A 13,707-nucleotide genomic window follows, 5' to 3' on the forward strand; every position below is an offset into this window, starting at 1 on the left:
CAACAAAATCAAAAACAAAAACTAAAAAAAGTGGTGAACGGGAGGGGGGCGGCCCCCCCCCCGCGAAAGGGCCGGCGCAGGAAAACCGCTACATCGGCAACATCCGATCCTGAATCACCTCTTTCATCACCAAGGTCGAGCTCAAGCGCTTCACATTGGGAATGCTGGTCAGCTTCTCGTCATACAGCTTCTGAAACGCCGGCAGGTCCTTGGCCACCACATGCAGCAGGTAGTCCGGGTCACCAAACAGCCGCTGCGCCTCGACAATCTGTGGGATCTCGGCCAGTGCCGCTTCAAAGTCCGCCACCGGCTGGCGGGTGACCTCGCGCAGGGTCACGAACACCAGCGCGGCAAAGTTGAGCCCCAGGGCACTCGGCGCCAGGCGTGCGTGATACCCCAGGATCGCCCCGGACTCCTCCAGCGCCTTCAGGCGCCGATGGCAAGGCGACAGGCTGAGCCCCACGCGGTCAGCCAACTCGGTCACCGACAGGCGACCGTCTTTTTGTAGTTCGGCAAGAATCTTTCGATCAGTCCTGTCCATTGAGAAGGATCTTCCAGTAATTGAACCATAACGGGGAGTATACGAAAGAAAATCCCCGGGCGGAATCCGTAATCTTTCGACATCCCAAAGCAGTGGAAAAGGAAGATTCAAGTGGCTATCAGTGTTCTGACGGCGTTCTGGGCCGTGTCGATGCTGTTCGTGATGACCCCAGGGGCAGACTGGGCCTACGCCATTTCGGCGGGCATGCGGGGGCGCTGGGTGATGCCGGCAGTGGCAGGGATGCTGTCGGGGCATTTCCTGGCGACCCTGGTCGTGGCGGCCGGGGTCGGCAGCCTGCTGGCCGGCCACCCGCTGGCGCTTACCCTGTTGACGCTGGCAGGCTGCAGCTACTTGCTGTGGCTGGGCGGTAACCTGTTGCTCAGCCCGGCATTGCCGGAGGCCGGGCAGGGCGGCGTGGGGGAGTCGGGCTCGCGCTGGGCGTTGAAAGGGTTTTGCGTGAGCGGGCTGAACCCGAAAGTGTTCCTGCTGTTCCTGGCCCTGTTGCCGCAGTTCACCGACCCGCAGTCAAGCTGGCCGGTGCCGTTGCAGATCCTGTTGCTGGGCCTGGTGCACTTGTGCAGCTCGCTGGTGATCTATTCGCTGGTCGGCTATGGCGCCAAGGCCGTGCTGAGCACCCGGCCGGGGGCGGCCAGGCTGGTCGGGCGGGTATCCGGGGTGGCCATGATCGCGGTGGCCCTGGGTTTGATTGCGGGGCAAATCAACTGAGTTGACCGGTATCGAACGGCTTCAGATAAACTCGCCGGCACCCCACCGCACAATCAGGATGTGCCCCATGCCCGGAACCACGCAACTGCTCACCTTTGCCCTGATCTGCCTCGGCATGGTCCTGACCCCCGGGCCGAACATGATCTACCTGATTTCCCGCTCGATCTGCCAGGGGCGCAAGGCTGGCTTGATTTCCCTTGGCGGCGTAGCGCTGGGCTTCGTCATCTACATGTTCTGCGCCGCACTGGGCATTACCGCCCTGGTGATGGCTGTGCCTTTCGCCTACGACGCGCTGCGCATCGGTGGCGCGCTGTACCTGCTGTACCTGGCCTGGCAGGCCCTGCGCCCGGGCGGTCGCTCACCGTTCCAGGTCAAGGACCTGCCGGCAGACAGCCCGCGCCGGCTGTTCACCATGGGGTTCGCCACCAGCCTGTTGAACCCCAAGATCGCCGTCATGTACCTGTCGCTGATGCCGCAGTTCATCGAGCCCGGTCACGGTAGTGTACTGGTGCAGTCACTGGTGCTGGGCTCGACGCAAATCGCCATCAGCGTCTCGGTCAATGCATTGATCGCGATCATGGCCGGTTCCATTGCCGTGTTCCTGGCCGGTCGGCCGCTGTGGCAGCAGGTTCAGCGCTGGTTGATGGGCACGGTACTCGCCGGGCTGGCGGTACGTATGTTGGCTGAAGGGCGCCGTTGATCTTGCAGGCGCGCCGCTGGGCTTAGCTGCCCAGCACCTTCTCGAGTATCTGACACACCTGTTCTGCCGAATAGGGCTTTGCCAGAAATGCAAAGCCCTGGTGCCCGCCCTCGGCAATCGCTTCGCTGTAGCCCGAGGTGAGCACGACCGGCAACTGCGGCCGCTGACGCCGCAGTTCACGGGCCAGTGCCAGGCCGCCCATGCCCGGCATCACCACGTCGGAAAACACCGCATCGAAATCACCTGCTGGCCCCGCCAATTGGGCCAGGGCATCTTCGGCTGAGCGCGCATAGCTGATCCGGTAACCGTGGTCTTCAAGGATTTGCGCAGTGAAGTTGCCAAGGTCGGGGTTGTCTTCCACCACCAGTATTCGCCGCTGCTCACCTTGCGCCTGTGCCAGGGTGCTGGCCGGGGTGTCTGCGGTGGGGGCTGCAGATGCTGCTTCCTGGGGCAGGTACAGGGTAAAGGTGGTGCCTTGGCCGGGGGTGCTCTGCACCTGTACATCGCCACCGGACTGCTTGGCGAACCCGAACACCTGTGACAGCCCAAGCCCGGTGCCTTCGCCCGGTGCCTTGGTGGTGAAGAACGGGTCGAAGATACGTTCCAGCAGTTCAGCAGCAATGCCGACCCCGCTGTCACTCACCGAAATCGCCGCGAACGGGCCGGCCTGCGCAGGCTGGCCACGCAGGGTGGGCAGGTGTTGGTCAGCCTGCAAGCGCAGCTGCAACGTGCCTTCACCCGCCATGGCGTCACGGCCATTGAGCATCAGGTTGATCACTGCGGTTTCCAGCTGACTGAGGTCGGCGCGGATGTAGCAGGGTGCGTGTGGCAGCTGCAACTCGACCTGGATACGCGCACCGGTGGCGGTGTCGAGCATGTCGGCCATGGCTTCCAGCCGTGGCCCGGCTTCGAACACGTGCGGGCTCAGGGCCTGGCGGCGGGCGAAGGCCAGCAACTGGCCGGTCAGCTTGGCGCCGCGGTCGACCGTGTCGGACATGGTCTTGAGGTAGCGCTCGCGGCGCTTCTCATCCAGGCTGGGCCGCTGCAGAAAGTGCAATGACGAGCGAATGATGGTCAGCAGGTTGTTGAAGTCGTGGGCTACCCCGCCAGTCAGCTGGCCGATGGCTTCGAGCTTTTGCGTCTGGCGCAGTACGGCCTCGGTGTGCAGCAACTGGGCAGTGCGCTCTTCGACGCGGTGTTCGAGGGTGGCATTGAGTGCTTCCAGCGCCGCCATGGCTTCGCGCACCTCGGCGTTGGCCTGCACCCGCTGGATATGGGCCCAGGAGCGCTCGGTGACTTCGCTGAGCAGGGCTTGGTCGTAATCGGTCCATTCGCGCGGTACGCAGTCATGGATCGCCATCAATGCGGTCAGGCGACCGCCTTTGATCAGTGGCATGCAGATGGTCGCGGCGATGCCGATGGCCTGAAAGGTAGCTGCCTCGTCGGCGGCCAGTTCGCGGAGGTTGTTGTTGATCACCAAGGGCAGGCCGCTGCGTAAACGGCTGAGCGCCAGTTGGCCGAAGTCATGCAGTTGATACTGCCCGACCAGCCGAGGCGAGCCTTCGACCACTGCGTCGCCGCAGATGGTGAAGCCGTCCTCGTCCGGGTCCATCACTGCATACGCGCAGCTGGAGAGGCCCAGGTGCTCCACCAGCATGCGCGTGGTGGTGGCCAGGATCTGGTCCGGGGCAGTAGCTTCGGCCACGGCACGGCCGAGTTGGTCAAGAAAGTTCAGGCGCTGGTTGGTTATTACGCTGGCCGTGGTTTCGGTAACGGTGTCGAGCATGCCAAGCACCTGGCCATCATGGCCGCGGATGGGGCTGTAGCAGAACGTGAAGTAGGCCCTTTCCGGGCCGCCGTTGCGGTCAATGGTCAGCGGGAAGTCTTCGATGTACACCGCCTCGCCAGCCAGCGCGCGGTCGGCCATGCTGCCGATGTCGGCCCAGGCTTCCTGCCACACGTCGCGAAAGGGGATGCCCAGTGCCAGGGGCTTGCGCCCGAGAATTTCGGAGAAGGCATCGTTGTTCAAGGTGAGCAGGTCCGGGCCCCAGAGCACGGCCTGGGGAAAGCGCGAGGCCAGGCACAGGGCCAGGGTGGTTTTCAGGGCGTCTGGCCAGTGTTCGAGCGGGCCCAGGGGCGTTGCGGCCCAGTCGTGGGTGCGGATGCGTTCGGCCATCTGTCCGCCGCCGTCTAGCCATTTTGCCATGTGCTCTGCCGGTCCGTTTGCGTAAGGCTCTCAGGGTGCACCGAGAATAGGCGATTGGCGAGGGGTTTGTGCACGCCTGTGCTGACCTCCGGGCGGGTGACAACGTTTCAGAACTGGTAATCAACCTGGGCCAGCAGCGTTCGCCCTGGCATCGGCTGCAGGAAGGTGTTGGTGGAGCCGGCCAGGCCACTGACGAAATTCAGCTCGTCGGTGACATTGAGCATGCGCACCGTCACCCCCCACTGCGGCTGGCGGTAGTACACGGCCAGGTCAAGGTTGTACTCATCGGGCACTTTCACCGTCTTGCTCAGGTTCAGGTACCAGCTGCTGGTCCACCACCCCGACAGCTCCACGCCAAACCCTGAATCGAAGCGGTAGTCCACATAGCCACCGGCGTTGTATTCAGGAATCTGCACTGCATCGAACTTGCCGGACGGCCGTTGGTTCAGGCTGTTGTTGTCGCCGAACACCGTACCGTTGTCGGGGATGAAACCGGCTGAGGCAAATCCGGCCTGGCTGGTGAATTCGTTGTAGGCACTGATGCGGCTGAGGTTGAGGCCACCGCGCAGGTGCTGGTCCTGGTAGCGCAGGGTAGCCTCCCAGCCTTTGACGATCAGCCGGGCGATGTTGTTGTTGCTGTCCGGCGACTGGTCGCGGGCCTGCTTGTAGGCGGCCAGGGTAAGGAATAGCTGGTCAGGCACGGCCTCCACCTTCAAGCCCACCTCGTGCAACACGCTCAGGCTCTCGAAGGCCAGCGGGTTGAGCTGGTTGGCGCCGGCACCGCTGCCCCAGCCCAGGCCATTGGTGAAGAAGCCGGTGTTCACTGCCAGCGAACGGTCGAAGGTGTAGTAAAGGGTGCTGTTGTCCGTGGGTTTGACGTAGGGGCTGACCTGCACCGAGAACAGCCGGTAGTTGCCCGAGTCCTTGCGTGGGTTGCCGCCGGGCAGCACGAACGGGTTTTCGATGCGGGCATCGATCCAGCTGCGGCTGGCGCCTACGTTCAGGCCCACGCGCTCGCCCAGGCGCAGGTTGTGCTGGCTGAACAGGGTCTTGGTGGTCCAGGTGCTGTCGGCGGTGTAGGGCGCCACCGACTCGGCATACAGGCCATGCCCGGCGGGGTACATGGCCGGTAGGTTGAGCCAGCCGTAGTAGCTGGAAAACTGCGGCACGCCGGGTTGGCCGATCCACGCAGCGTTACCGCCAGCGGGGTTGCGGCCGGCCAGCCCAAGCAGGTCGCCGGGGTTTTTCAAGGTCGGGTCCAGGGTCAGGTCGTAGGCGTTGATGGTGCTGCCAAAGCTGTTGTTGGCGGCGATCGACTCGTTACGCTCGCGGCGGTAGATCAGCCCGGTATTACTGTCGTCAACCAACGTCAGGTCGCCCAGTTGCAGTTGACCACGGGCGCGGAACTCGAAGCGGTTGTCGAAAATGTCGTCCTTGCCCTGTACCTGGAATGCGCCCACCGCGTCGGTGGTGTCGGTGGAGTGCTGATAGAAGGTGCTGTTGGCCAGGGTAATCGCCGGTGTCAGGTCGCCTTCGACACGCAGTTGCGTGGTAAAACGCCGCGAGCGGTTCTCGTCTTGCGAGCGCTGGCCGGTCTGTGACGATAACGAGGTCAGGCCGTTGCCCGCCAGTGACGGGTCGTAGACCCAGCCGCGCAGGCTGCCAGGGTTGGCCTGCGTGTTGGGCGAGGCGCCTTGGAAGCTGCCGTTTACTACCTGGTATTGGCCCTGGGCGTTACGCTGGCGCTGCACCCAGCCCAGCACCTGGGCATCGGCGGCGCCGGAAGACAGCACCGGCGACCACAAGGTGTTGCCGTTCTGTATAACTGGCGTGGCGCGGCCGGCGTAGTACTTGCCATGGTCGACCAGGTCCTGCGTGGCGCGGTTCCAGCCGTGGGTGATGTTGTAGTCGTAGTAGTCGTCGTAGGCGGCGTTCCAGTCCACCCGCAGGTTGTCGTTGCGCCAGGCCAGCGCGCCGTAGAAGGCGTCGAAGTTGTTCTCGACATTGTCGTAGAAGTCCTCCTGGCGCTGGCGGGTGATGCTCACCCGGTAGGCCAGGTTGTCGGTAAGCGGGCCGGTGTTGTCGATACTGAATTTGGTGGCATCGCGCGATTCACCATCGGGTATCCAGCTGCCGATTTCGCCGCTAAGCCTGGTGCGGAAACGGTTGAAGTCGGGCTTCTTGCTCAGGTAGTTGACGTAGCCGCCGCTGCCGCTGACCGAACCGTACGTTACCGAGGACGGCCCGGCAACGATGTCTGCGCCCTCGTAGGCGTTGAAGTTGGCCGGGTGGCGCACGCCATAGGCGCGCTGGCCGTCCTGGAACACTTCGGTGTTCTGCCCGCGCATCTGCGGGGCGATGCCGGCGTTCTGGCCGCCGCCACGGGTGATGCCGGGGGCGTATTTGACCAGGTCGTCGGAACTGCGGATCGGGTCGTTGGCCAATTGTTCTGCGTTGATCTGGGTAACCGAACGCGGGGTGTCGAGCACCTTGGCTTCCAGGCCGCCGTAGATCGAGGCTGGCGGGCGGGTGGGCAGGGTGTCGTCGTCGGGCTGCTCGGCCTGTACGGTGACGGTTTGCAGCTGGGTGTCTTCGGCGTAGGCCAATGACGTGCTGGTGGCCAGGATGGCCAGTGCCAGGGCGCTGGGCTGGAATTTGGGGTGCAGCAAGGTAACGCGGGGCATTGGCCGGGCCTCGTTCAATAGTAGGAATGTGGGAGAAACGAGGGCGCAGCCGCGCCTGCGGTTTGTGTTGTGGGGCTGACACGGTCCCTGTAGGAGCGGCCTTGTGTCGCGATAGGGCCGCACAGCGGCCCCAGGGAGTCAGCGTCGGTGCCCATATTGCTGGGGCCGCTTTGCGGCCCTATCGCGACACAAGGCCGCTCCTACAGAGATTGTGCGATGGCGAGGTCAGGTTTTCAGCCACAGGCTCTCGAACCGCCAGGTGCTGAACAGCGACTGCTCGGCCTGCGCGCCACCCACGCGGGTGCTGACGCTGTCGAGCAAATCGGCAAAGCCCCAGATCAACATGCCACCGCGTTCGTACTGGATACGCTGCGCCTGGTGCACCAGCGCCTTGCGCTTTTCCAGGTCTGGCTGGGCCATGGCGGCGAGAAAGGCCTCGCTGAATTCGGGGTCGTGGAAGTGGGTCTTGTTGGCCACGGCAAACGGCGCATCGGTGTGAATGGCGCTGGCCAGGAACGGCGCGCCGATGCTGCCACCGGTACTCAACGTCCAGTCGTCGCGCTGCGGCCCCTGGAACGTGGCCAGGTCGACCTGGCGTACATTGATTGTTACACCGATGCGTCGGGCCTGTTCGGCCAGCACCAGTGCCGAGGCCAACCCCGGCCCTGGCGTAGTCACCAGTTCCACCTGCAACTGCTCATGGCCGGCCTCGCGCAGCAACTGCGCCGCCCGCTGCGGGTCGTGCGGGCGCGGGCCGAGGCTGTGGTCGAAGGTAGGGTCGAATGGCGCATACAAATCGTTGGCTACCCGGCCTTGGCCATTCAACGCACGGCGCACCAGCTCGTCGCGATCGGCCAGCAGGCGGAACGCCTCCCGTACCCGCGGGTCGTTGAATGGCGCCTTGGCAGTGTTCATGTCGAACGACAACCAGTTGCCACTCACCGACTTCAACAGCCGCAACCGTGGGTCAGCCTGGAGTACTTGCAGGTGCTCGGTGGACATGACATTGGCCATGTCGATCTGCCCCGCGCGCAGTGCCGCCAGGCGGCCTGTCTGGTCTTTGAAGTCGATGATCTCCAGCTCATCGGCATAGGGTTTGTCGGGTTTGTAGTAGTTGTCGAAACGGGTAAAAAGCGAACGCTGGCCCGGTGTGAAGCTTTTCAGCTTGTAAGGCCCGGCACCGACCGGGTTGGTGACCGGGTGGTAGTCCACCGGCACGATGCCGCCGAAGTTGACCCAGGTTTCCGGTAGCGGCAGGTAAATGCGCCCGTTGCGAAAGCCCAGGCGCACGGTGCGGTCATCCAGCCTGTGCAGGTTGTCGCGGTCCACCCAGTGCAGCAGCGCTGCGTAGGGCGAGGCCAGCTGCGGGTCGGTGAGGCGGCGGATGGAGAAAATCAGGTCGTCGGCGGCGATGGTCTTGCCGTGGTGGAATTCCAGCCCGGGCTTCAGGCGCAGGGTCCAGCTGCTTGCATCGGCATTGGGCTCGGCAAACTCGGCCAGGGCCAGGCGTGGCTGCATCTGCTCGTCCCATTCCCATAGCTTGCTGTACAACGCGAAGCCACGGACGATACCGCTGCCAACAGGTTTGTGGGCGTCGAGGTTGCCGCTTTGGTTGCCGTCGATGATGCCTAACCGCAGCCGCCCGCCATGGCGCGGCTGGTCGGCTGCGCCATGGCTTGGGCTGTCGGTGGGGCCGCAGCCGGCCAGCAACCCGCCGGCCAGCACGCCAGCGTGGCCAAGAAAGCTGCGCCGGCTGAGTGGGTAACCGTCCCTGGCCATGGCGTCACGCTCCGTTGCTGGCGTGCAGTTGCACGGGTTCGGTTGCCGGGCGGGCAAGGGCTGCGCGCTGCCCACGGAAGTGCGGCAGGATGTGCTCGCCGATGCGGTAGGCCTCTTCCAAGTGCGGGTAGCCAGCCAGGAAGAACAGGTCGATGCCGATGCCGTGGTACTCACGGATGCGCGCCACCACGTTGGCGTAGCTGCCTACCAGCGCGCAGCCCGGCGGGATACCGATGTAGCCGAAGCCGGTCCACACATTGGGGTGAATGAAGAAGTCGTCGAAGGCCTGTTGCTCGTCCTTGTCGTTGTAGCCTTCTTCGTAGCTCAGCTTGCGTGCCGTGCGCAGGCCGGCGTGGGCGGCACGGGCCTTGACCGTGCCTTTGGCCACGCCTTCGTCGAAGAAGCGTTTGGCTTCGGCCAGCGCGGCCTCTTCAGTGTCGCGGGCAATGACGTCGATGGACAGGCCAAAGCGGATATCGGTGCGCCCCCATTTCAACGCACGGGCGCGGATGTCGGCGATCAGCGCGGCGATCTCGTCCGGGTGCTCGGCACGCATCAGGTAAAAGTCGGCGTGCTTGGCGGCAAACTCCCGTGCGGCCACCGACGAGCCCGCGGTGCAGATCAGCGGTAGCTCGGCCTTTTTCAGCGGGCCGCGCAGGCCACCGCCTTCGGCACGGTAATACGTACCTTCATAGTGGAACTGCTCGTTGTGCCAGTAGCCGCGCACCACGTCCATGAATTCGGTGGCACGGGCGTAGCGTTCGTCGTGGCCTTCGAAATCGCCGACCTGGCGCTGGATGGCATCCGAGCCGCCGTTGATGATGTTCCATACCAGGCGGTTGCCGGTGGCGCGCTGGTAGGTCGCCGCCTGCTGCACGGCCACCCAAGGGGTGTAGTGGTAGGGCTGGAACGCGGTGACGAACTTCAGCGTGCGGGTTTCCCGGGCCAGCAGCGAGCACACCGTCCATGGCTCTTCGCCGGTAGGCGCATTGACCATCAGCGCCCCGCCGAAGCCGTTGATTTCCGCTGCGCGGGCGATCTGGCCGAGGTAGTCGATGTAGGTGAAGTGATCACCTACGGCAAACCCCGACACCGCACCGCTGCTGGGCCCGCCCGCGTGCCAGTCGCCGCGGTTGCGCGGGTCGCCGGGCAGGAACTGGGTTTCTCCGTGCAAGGGCAGGCGGGTGAAGAACTCGATGCTCATGGGGCGGCCTCCTTACTGGACGCTTGGGCTGCAATTAGGGGTGACCGGCTGGCCACTGATGACCTGGCGGGCGAAAGGGATCGAGTCTTTCAGCGAGGCATTTACCGTTTCGCTGTGGCCCAGGCCCTTGTACAGGTGGCCCTGTACCACGGAGCCGGCCTTGCAGGCGTCCTGCATCAGTGCCACCTGGGTGGCGGCAGCGGGGGTCTTGTCCTCGGCGCCGGTGCCGATGAAGATCGGCTGGGCCAGTTTCAGGGTCGGGTACGACACTTGCGCCAGCCATGGCTTCAGCTTGTCACCCTTGTAGTCTTTCTTGGCATTTGCCGGGGTCAGGCCGGTGCCAACCACGTCGCTGACCAGTGATGACAGGCAACTGGTGCGTGCCTGCTCGAACAGCGGCAGGGCCTTGTCGGTGTAGAAGTCGCGCGGGTCGATGCTCGGGTCGTACTGCTGCGCAGCCAGCAGGGTGTAGAAGCCGTAGGCCAGGGCCGGGTCGACCTTGTCCTGGTCTTGCTCGCCAACGTTTTTTGCGCCGATGGTATAGATGACGCCAGTGCCGATGCTGCCCTTGACCCCCAGCTTGGGCGCATAGGTGGCGGCGTAGGCACCCGCGGCAAAGGCCCCGGCACCGCCCTGCGACTGGCCGATGATCAGCACCTTGTCGGCCAGCCCTGGTACGCCGGCCACCACGGCCTTGGCTGCATCGAGAATGCCGTAGGCGGCCATGCGGTTGTTCAGCAGCGGGTGGCCACCGGGTACGCCCAGGCCCTGGTAGTCGGTTGCAACAATGGCGTAACCCTCATCAAGCCAGCGGTTGAGGTACTGCACGTCACGGTAGCTGCGCCCGGCCCAGGACGGCGCGCAGATATCGGCCACGCCGACCGTGCCATGGCCCCAGCTGGCAACCGGCCAGCCGCCTGCCGGTGCCTTGCCTTTGGGAATGAACAGCGCGCCGGAAACCACCACCGGGGTCTTGCCGTCGATGCCGTCCAGCGAGGTGTACAGGATGCGTTGCGCACTGGCTGCGTTGGGCAGGCTCAGCGCTTGTTCCAACGGTTCGCTGCGCAGCAGTTTGCCGGGTGTGGCGGGGATGGCTTTGGTCCAGGTGTAGAAGGCCGACACGCGGCCATCGCCCTGTTGCGGGTCGGGCTTGGGCGCATAGGCTTCGGCGGCCATGGCGCCAATCGACAGGGCCAGGGCGCTGAGGCCGAAAATGACGGAAGCAGGCAGTTTCATGATGCTGGGTCTCAAGGTTGATGGCTGATTTGCGCGTCTGACGACGGCCAGTAGTGGGTCAGTTGCAAGTCGATCAGGGCCTGGCGGGTAAAGCCTGTGGCCAGGTCGTGGGTGATGTCGTAAGGCGTGCGGATCAGGCGGTTGGCCAGGGCGTACTGGCCCAGCGCGTCGTAGTGGGCCTTGAGCTGGGCATCGCTTTTTGGCGCCCAGCGCGCCTTCCACGACACCGGGTCGTCCTGGTCGTCGCGGCGCAGCACGCTTTCGCTGACGCCTGCGCGGGAAGACAGCGCGTAGTAGGCGTCGCGGTTCTGCTCCTGGGAGATCCACCAGGCCGCACGCACCCAGGCGGTGGCCACCAGTTGCGTCAGGTCGGCGTGCTGCTGCACGAAGCGGTCGGTGCCCCACAGGTCCGACACCAGCCGCCAGTCATTGGCGCCTTGCTTGGTCGACCAGAGGATGCGCGCCACACCTTTGTCTTCCAGGGCATAGGCCTCGTTGAGCAGCACGGCGGCGTCCACCTTGCCGGCAGACACAGCAGCAGCGCCGACTTGCGGGTTGAGGTTGGCGATCTTGAAGTCGCTCAGTTGCAGGCCCTGGCTTTGCAGGAAATTGCTGAAGGCGAACTCCCATGGTCGACCGCGGTGCAGGGCCAGGCGTTTGCCCTTTAGGTCCTGGATGCTGCGCACCGGGGAATCGCTCGGCACCACCAGGTAGATGTTGTTGCCGCTGCCGCCCGGTACCACCAGTTTGCCCGGCACCTGGCCGGCCCCGGCGATGACCGAGGGCAGGTCGCCGCGTACGGCAAAGTCCAGGCTGTCGTTGCTGAAACCTTCGTTGATCTGCGGCCCGGCGCCGGCATGGGGCAGGGCGGTCCATTGCAGTTTCACGCCGCGGGCGGCCAGTTGCTGCTCCAGCCAGCCTTCCTCGATCACGCGGCCGGGGATACCGCCGAATACAGGCGCACCGCCTTGGGTGAAGGCAACAATGGCAATGCGCACCGCCGCCGGTGGTTCAGCTGCCAGTGCAGTCAGGCTGATGAACAGGCCAAGCAGCAGGGTAAGGGCATGACGCCAGGGATTGTTCATGTGCAGCTCCAGGCAAAGGTTCAACAGGCCAAGAGCGAAATGCATGCCAGCCACTTGAAAATGCTCTGGAAGCCTTGAATTACGGGGCTTTCACGCAACCAGAACTGACCGGTGGCGGGGCTGGCCTGCTGGGCGGCAGGCAGGGGAGTGCTGGCGGGTTGCTGCTGTAGCAGCAATGGATTGTTGAAAAATCGAATATTCCTTATTCGAATATCTAAATATTAATTAATAATTTTTTGATCTAATTTGTTTCATGCACTATTGGCTGGCGCGTCAACTGCCAGGAATGCCCCCATGTCGCTGATCACCCACCCCAATGCCCGCGAGCTGACCAAGTCGGTACGTGCCACCGTGCTCGTGTTCAAGGACCCGCGCTCCCAGGAACTGCTCAGCCGGATCGAGCGCCTGGCGCCCAGCGAGGCCAATACCCTGATCATCGGCGAAACCGGCACCGGCAAAGAGCTGGTCGCCCGTCATATCCATCACCTCAGCCGCCGTGGGCGTGAGCCCTTCGTGGCGGTGAACTGCGGCGCGTTTGCCGAAACCTTGGTGGAAAGCGAGCTGTTCGGCCATGAGAAAGGCGCGTTCACAGGCGCCACCAGCAACAAGGCCGGCTGGTTCGAGGCGGCCAATGGCGGCACGCTGTTCCTCGACGAAATCGGCGACTTGCCGCTGAACATGCAGGTGAAGCTGCTGCGTGTGTTGCAGGAGCGTGAAGTGGTGCGGCTGGGGTCTCGCACGCCTGTTCCGATCAACGTGCGGCTGGTGGCGGCGACCAACGTCAACCTGGCTGATGCGGTAGTGGCGGGGCATTTTCGCGAAGACCTGTTCTACCGCCTGCATGTCGCGACGATCCGCCTGCCGCCGCTGCGCGAGCGGCCGGGGGATATCCTGCCGTTGGCGGAGTTCTTCATCGAGGAGCATTGCAGGCGCCTGGGCTATGAGCGTGCCTCGCTAAGCCCGGATGCCGAGCGCAAATTGCTTGCGCATAGCTGGCCGGGCAACATCCGCGAGCTGGAGAATGCCATACACCATGCCCTGTTGGTGTGCCGTTACCAGGTGGTGGCGCCTGCGGACTTGCATCTGGTCGACATGCGGCAACCGCTAGCGGCACCGGCGGCGCATGCCCACTTGCCTGCGGCCGGTGTGGCGCCGCCGGACCTGGAAAGCGCGTTGCTGGCGTTGTTCGAGCAGAATGTGCCCAACCTGTATGAGCATATCGAGGAAACGGTGTTCCGGGCGGCGTACCGTTATTGCCATGGCAACCAGTTACAGACGGGGCGCTTGCTGAACATCAGCCGCAATATCGTGCGGGCGCGGCTGGAGAAGATAGGTGAACTGACAAAAGCGTAGTGGGCGCAGTGCGCGGTTCCTGTGGGAGCGGGCTTGCCCGCGAAGAATTCAACTTGGTGGATGGCACCGGCTTCGCCGGTGTTCGCGGCCAAGGCCGCTCCCACAGGTACTGGATAAGCCTGAGGCCTGCGCGGTTCCTGTGGGAGCGGGCGTGCCCGCGAAGAATCCAGCGCGGTGGATGGCACCGGCTTCG

The 13,707-nt window shown here is 64.2% G+C and carries 10 protein-coding genes; 3 read left to right on the forward strand and 7 right to left on the reverse strand.

Annotated elements, in window-relative coordinates; translation table 11 throughout:
* Positions 1 to 88 precede the first annotated feature (88 nt).
* Positions 89 to 541, reverse strand: a complete 453-nt coding sequence (locus ACQKPZ_RS24690) for an Lrp/AsnC family transcriptional regulator (protein ID WP_427543276.1) — start codon at positions 539 to 541, stop codon at positions 89 to 91.
* Positions 542 to 652: 111 nt separating this feature from the next.
* Here ACQKPZ_RS24690 and ACQKPZ_RS24695 point away from each other — a divergent pair, with 111 nt between their 5' ends.
* Together ACQKPZ_RS24695 and ACQKPZ_RS24700 are read left to right on the forward strand one after the other, a co-directional pair.
* Positions 653 to 1,267 (forward strand): LysE family translocator, encoded by a 615-nt coding sequence (locus ACQKPZ_RS24695; RefSeq protein ID WP_391131434.1) that lies wholly within the window; start codon positions 653 to 655, stop codon positions 1,265 to 1,267.
* Between the two features lie 67 nt (positions 1,268 to 1,334).
* The gene (locus ACQKPZ_RS24700) at positions 1,335 to 1,967 is read left to right on the forward strand and encodes a LysE family translocator (RefSeq protein ID WP_427543279.1); all 633 of its coding nucleotides are present in this window, start codon (positions 1,335 to 1,337) and stop codon (positions 1,965 to 1,967) included.
* 22 nt (positions 1,968 to 1,989) lie between these two features.
* Here ACQKPZ_RS24700 and ACQKPZ_RS24705 read toward each other — a convergent pair whose 3' ends face one another.
* From ACQKPZ_RS24705 to ACQKPZ_RS24730, 6 genes are all read right to left on the reverse strand, one after another.
* Positions 1,990 to 4,173, reverse strand: a complete 2,184-nt coding sequence (locus ACQKPZ_RS24705) for an ATP-binding protein (protein WP_427543282.1) — start codon at positions 4,171 to 4,173, stop codon at positions 1,990 to 1,992.
* A 107-nt stretch (positions 4,174 to 4,280) separates the two neighbouring features.
* Entirely contained in the window at positions 4,281 to 6,857 is a 2,577-nt protein-coding gene (locus ACQKPZ_RS24710; protein WP_427543285.1) for a TonB-dependent receptor, read from the reverse strand.
* 225 nt (positions 6,858 to 7,082) lie between these two features.
* Positions 7,083 to 8,636: an ABC transporter substrate-binding protein gene (locus tag ACQKPZ_RS24715; RefSeq protein WP_427543288.1), complete on the reverse strand. Its 1,554-nt coding sequence runs from the start codon at positions 8,634 to 8,636 to the stop codon at positions 7,083 to 7,085.
* A 4-nt stretch (positions 8,637 to 8,640) separates the two neighbouring features.
* Positions 8,641 to 9,840 (reverse strand): LLM class flavin-dependent oxidoreductase, encoded by a 1,200-nt coding sequence (locus ACQKPZ_RS24720; protein ID WP_391131424.1) that lies wholly within the window; start codon positions 9,838 to 9,840, stop codon positions 8,641 to 8,643.
* Positions 9,841 to 9,852: 12 nt separating this feature from the next.
* Positions 9,853 to 11,076: a lipase family protein gene (locus ACQKPZ_RS24725; protein WP_427543292.1), complete on the reverse strand. Its 1,224-nt coding sequence runs from the start codon at positions 11,074 to 11,076 to the stop codon at positions 9,853 to 9,855.
* Between the two features lie 11 nt (positions 11,077 to 11,087).
* Positions 11,088 to 12,161, reverse strand: a complete 1,074-nt coding sequence (locus ACQKPZ_RS24730) for an ABC transporter substrate-binding protein (protein WP_427543295.1) — start codon at positions 12,159 to 12,161, stop codon at positions 11,088 to 11,090.
* A 294-nt stretch (positions 12,162 to 12,455) separates the two neighbouring features.
* Between ACQKPZ_RS24730 and ACQKPZ_RS24735 the strand changes: the two genes are divergently transcribed.
* Complete coding sequence (locus ACQKPZ_RS24735; protein WP_391131418.1) at positions 12,456 to 13,514, forward strand: sigma-54 interaction domain-containing protein; 1,059 nt, start codon at positions 12,456 to 12,458, stop codon at positions 13,512 to 13,514.
* Positions 13,515 to 13,707 lie beyond the last annotated feature (193 nt).

The organism is Pseudomonas sp. NPDC089547 (assembly GCF_050280665.1).
Classification (GTDB): domain Bacteria; phylum Pseudomonadota; class Gammaproteobacteria; order Pseudomonadales; family Pseudomonadaceae; genus Aquipseudomonas.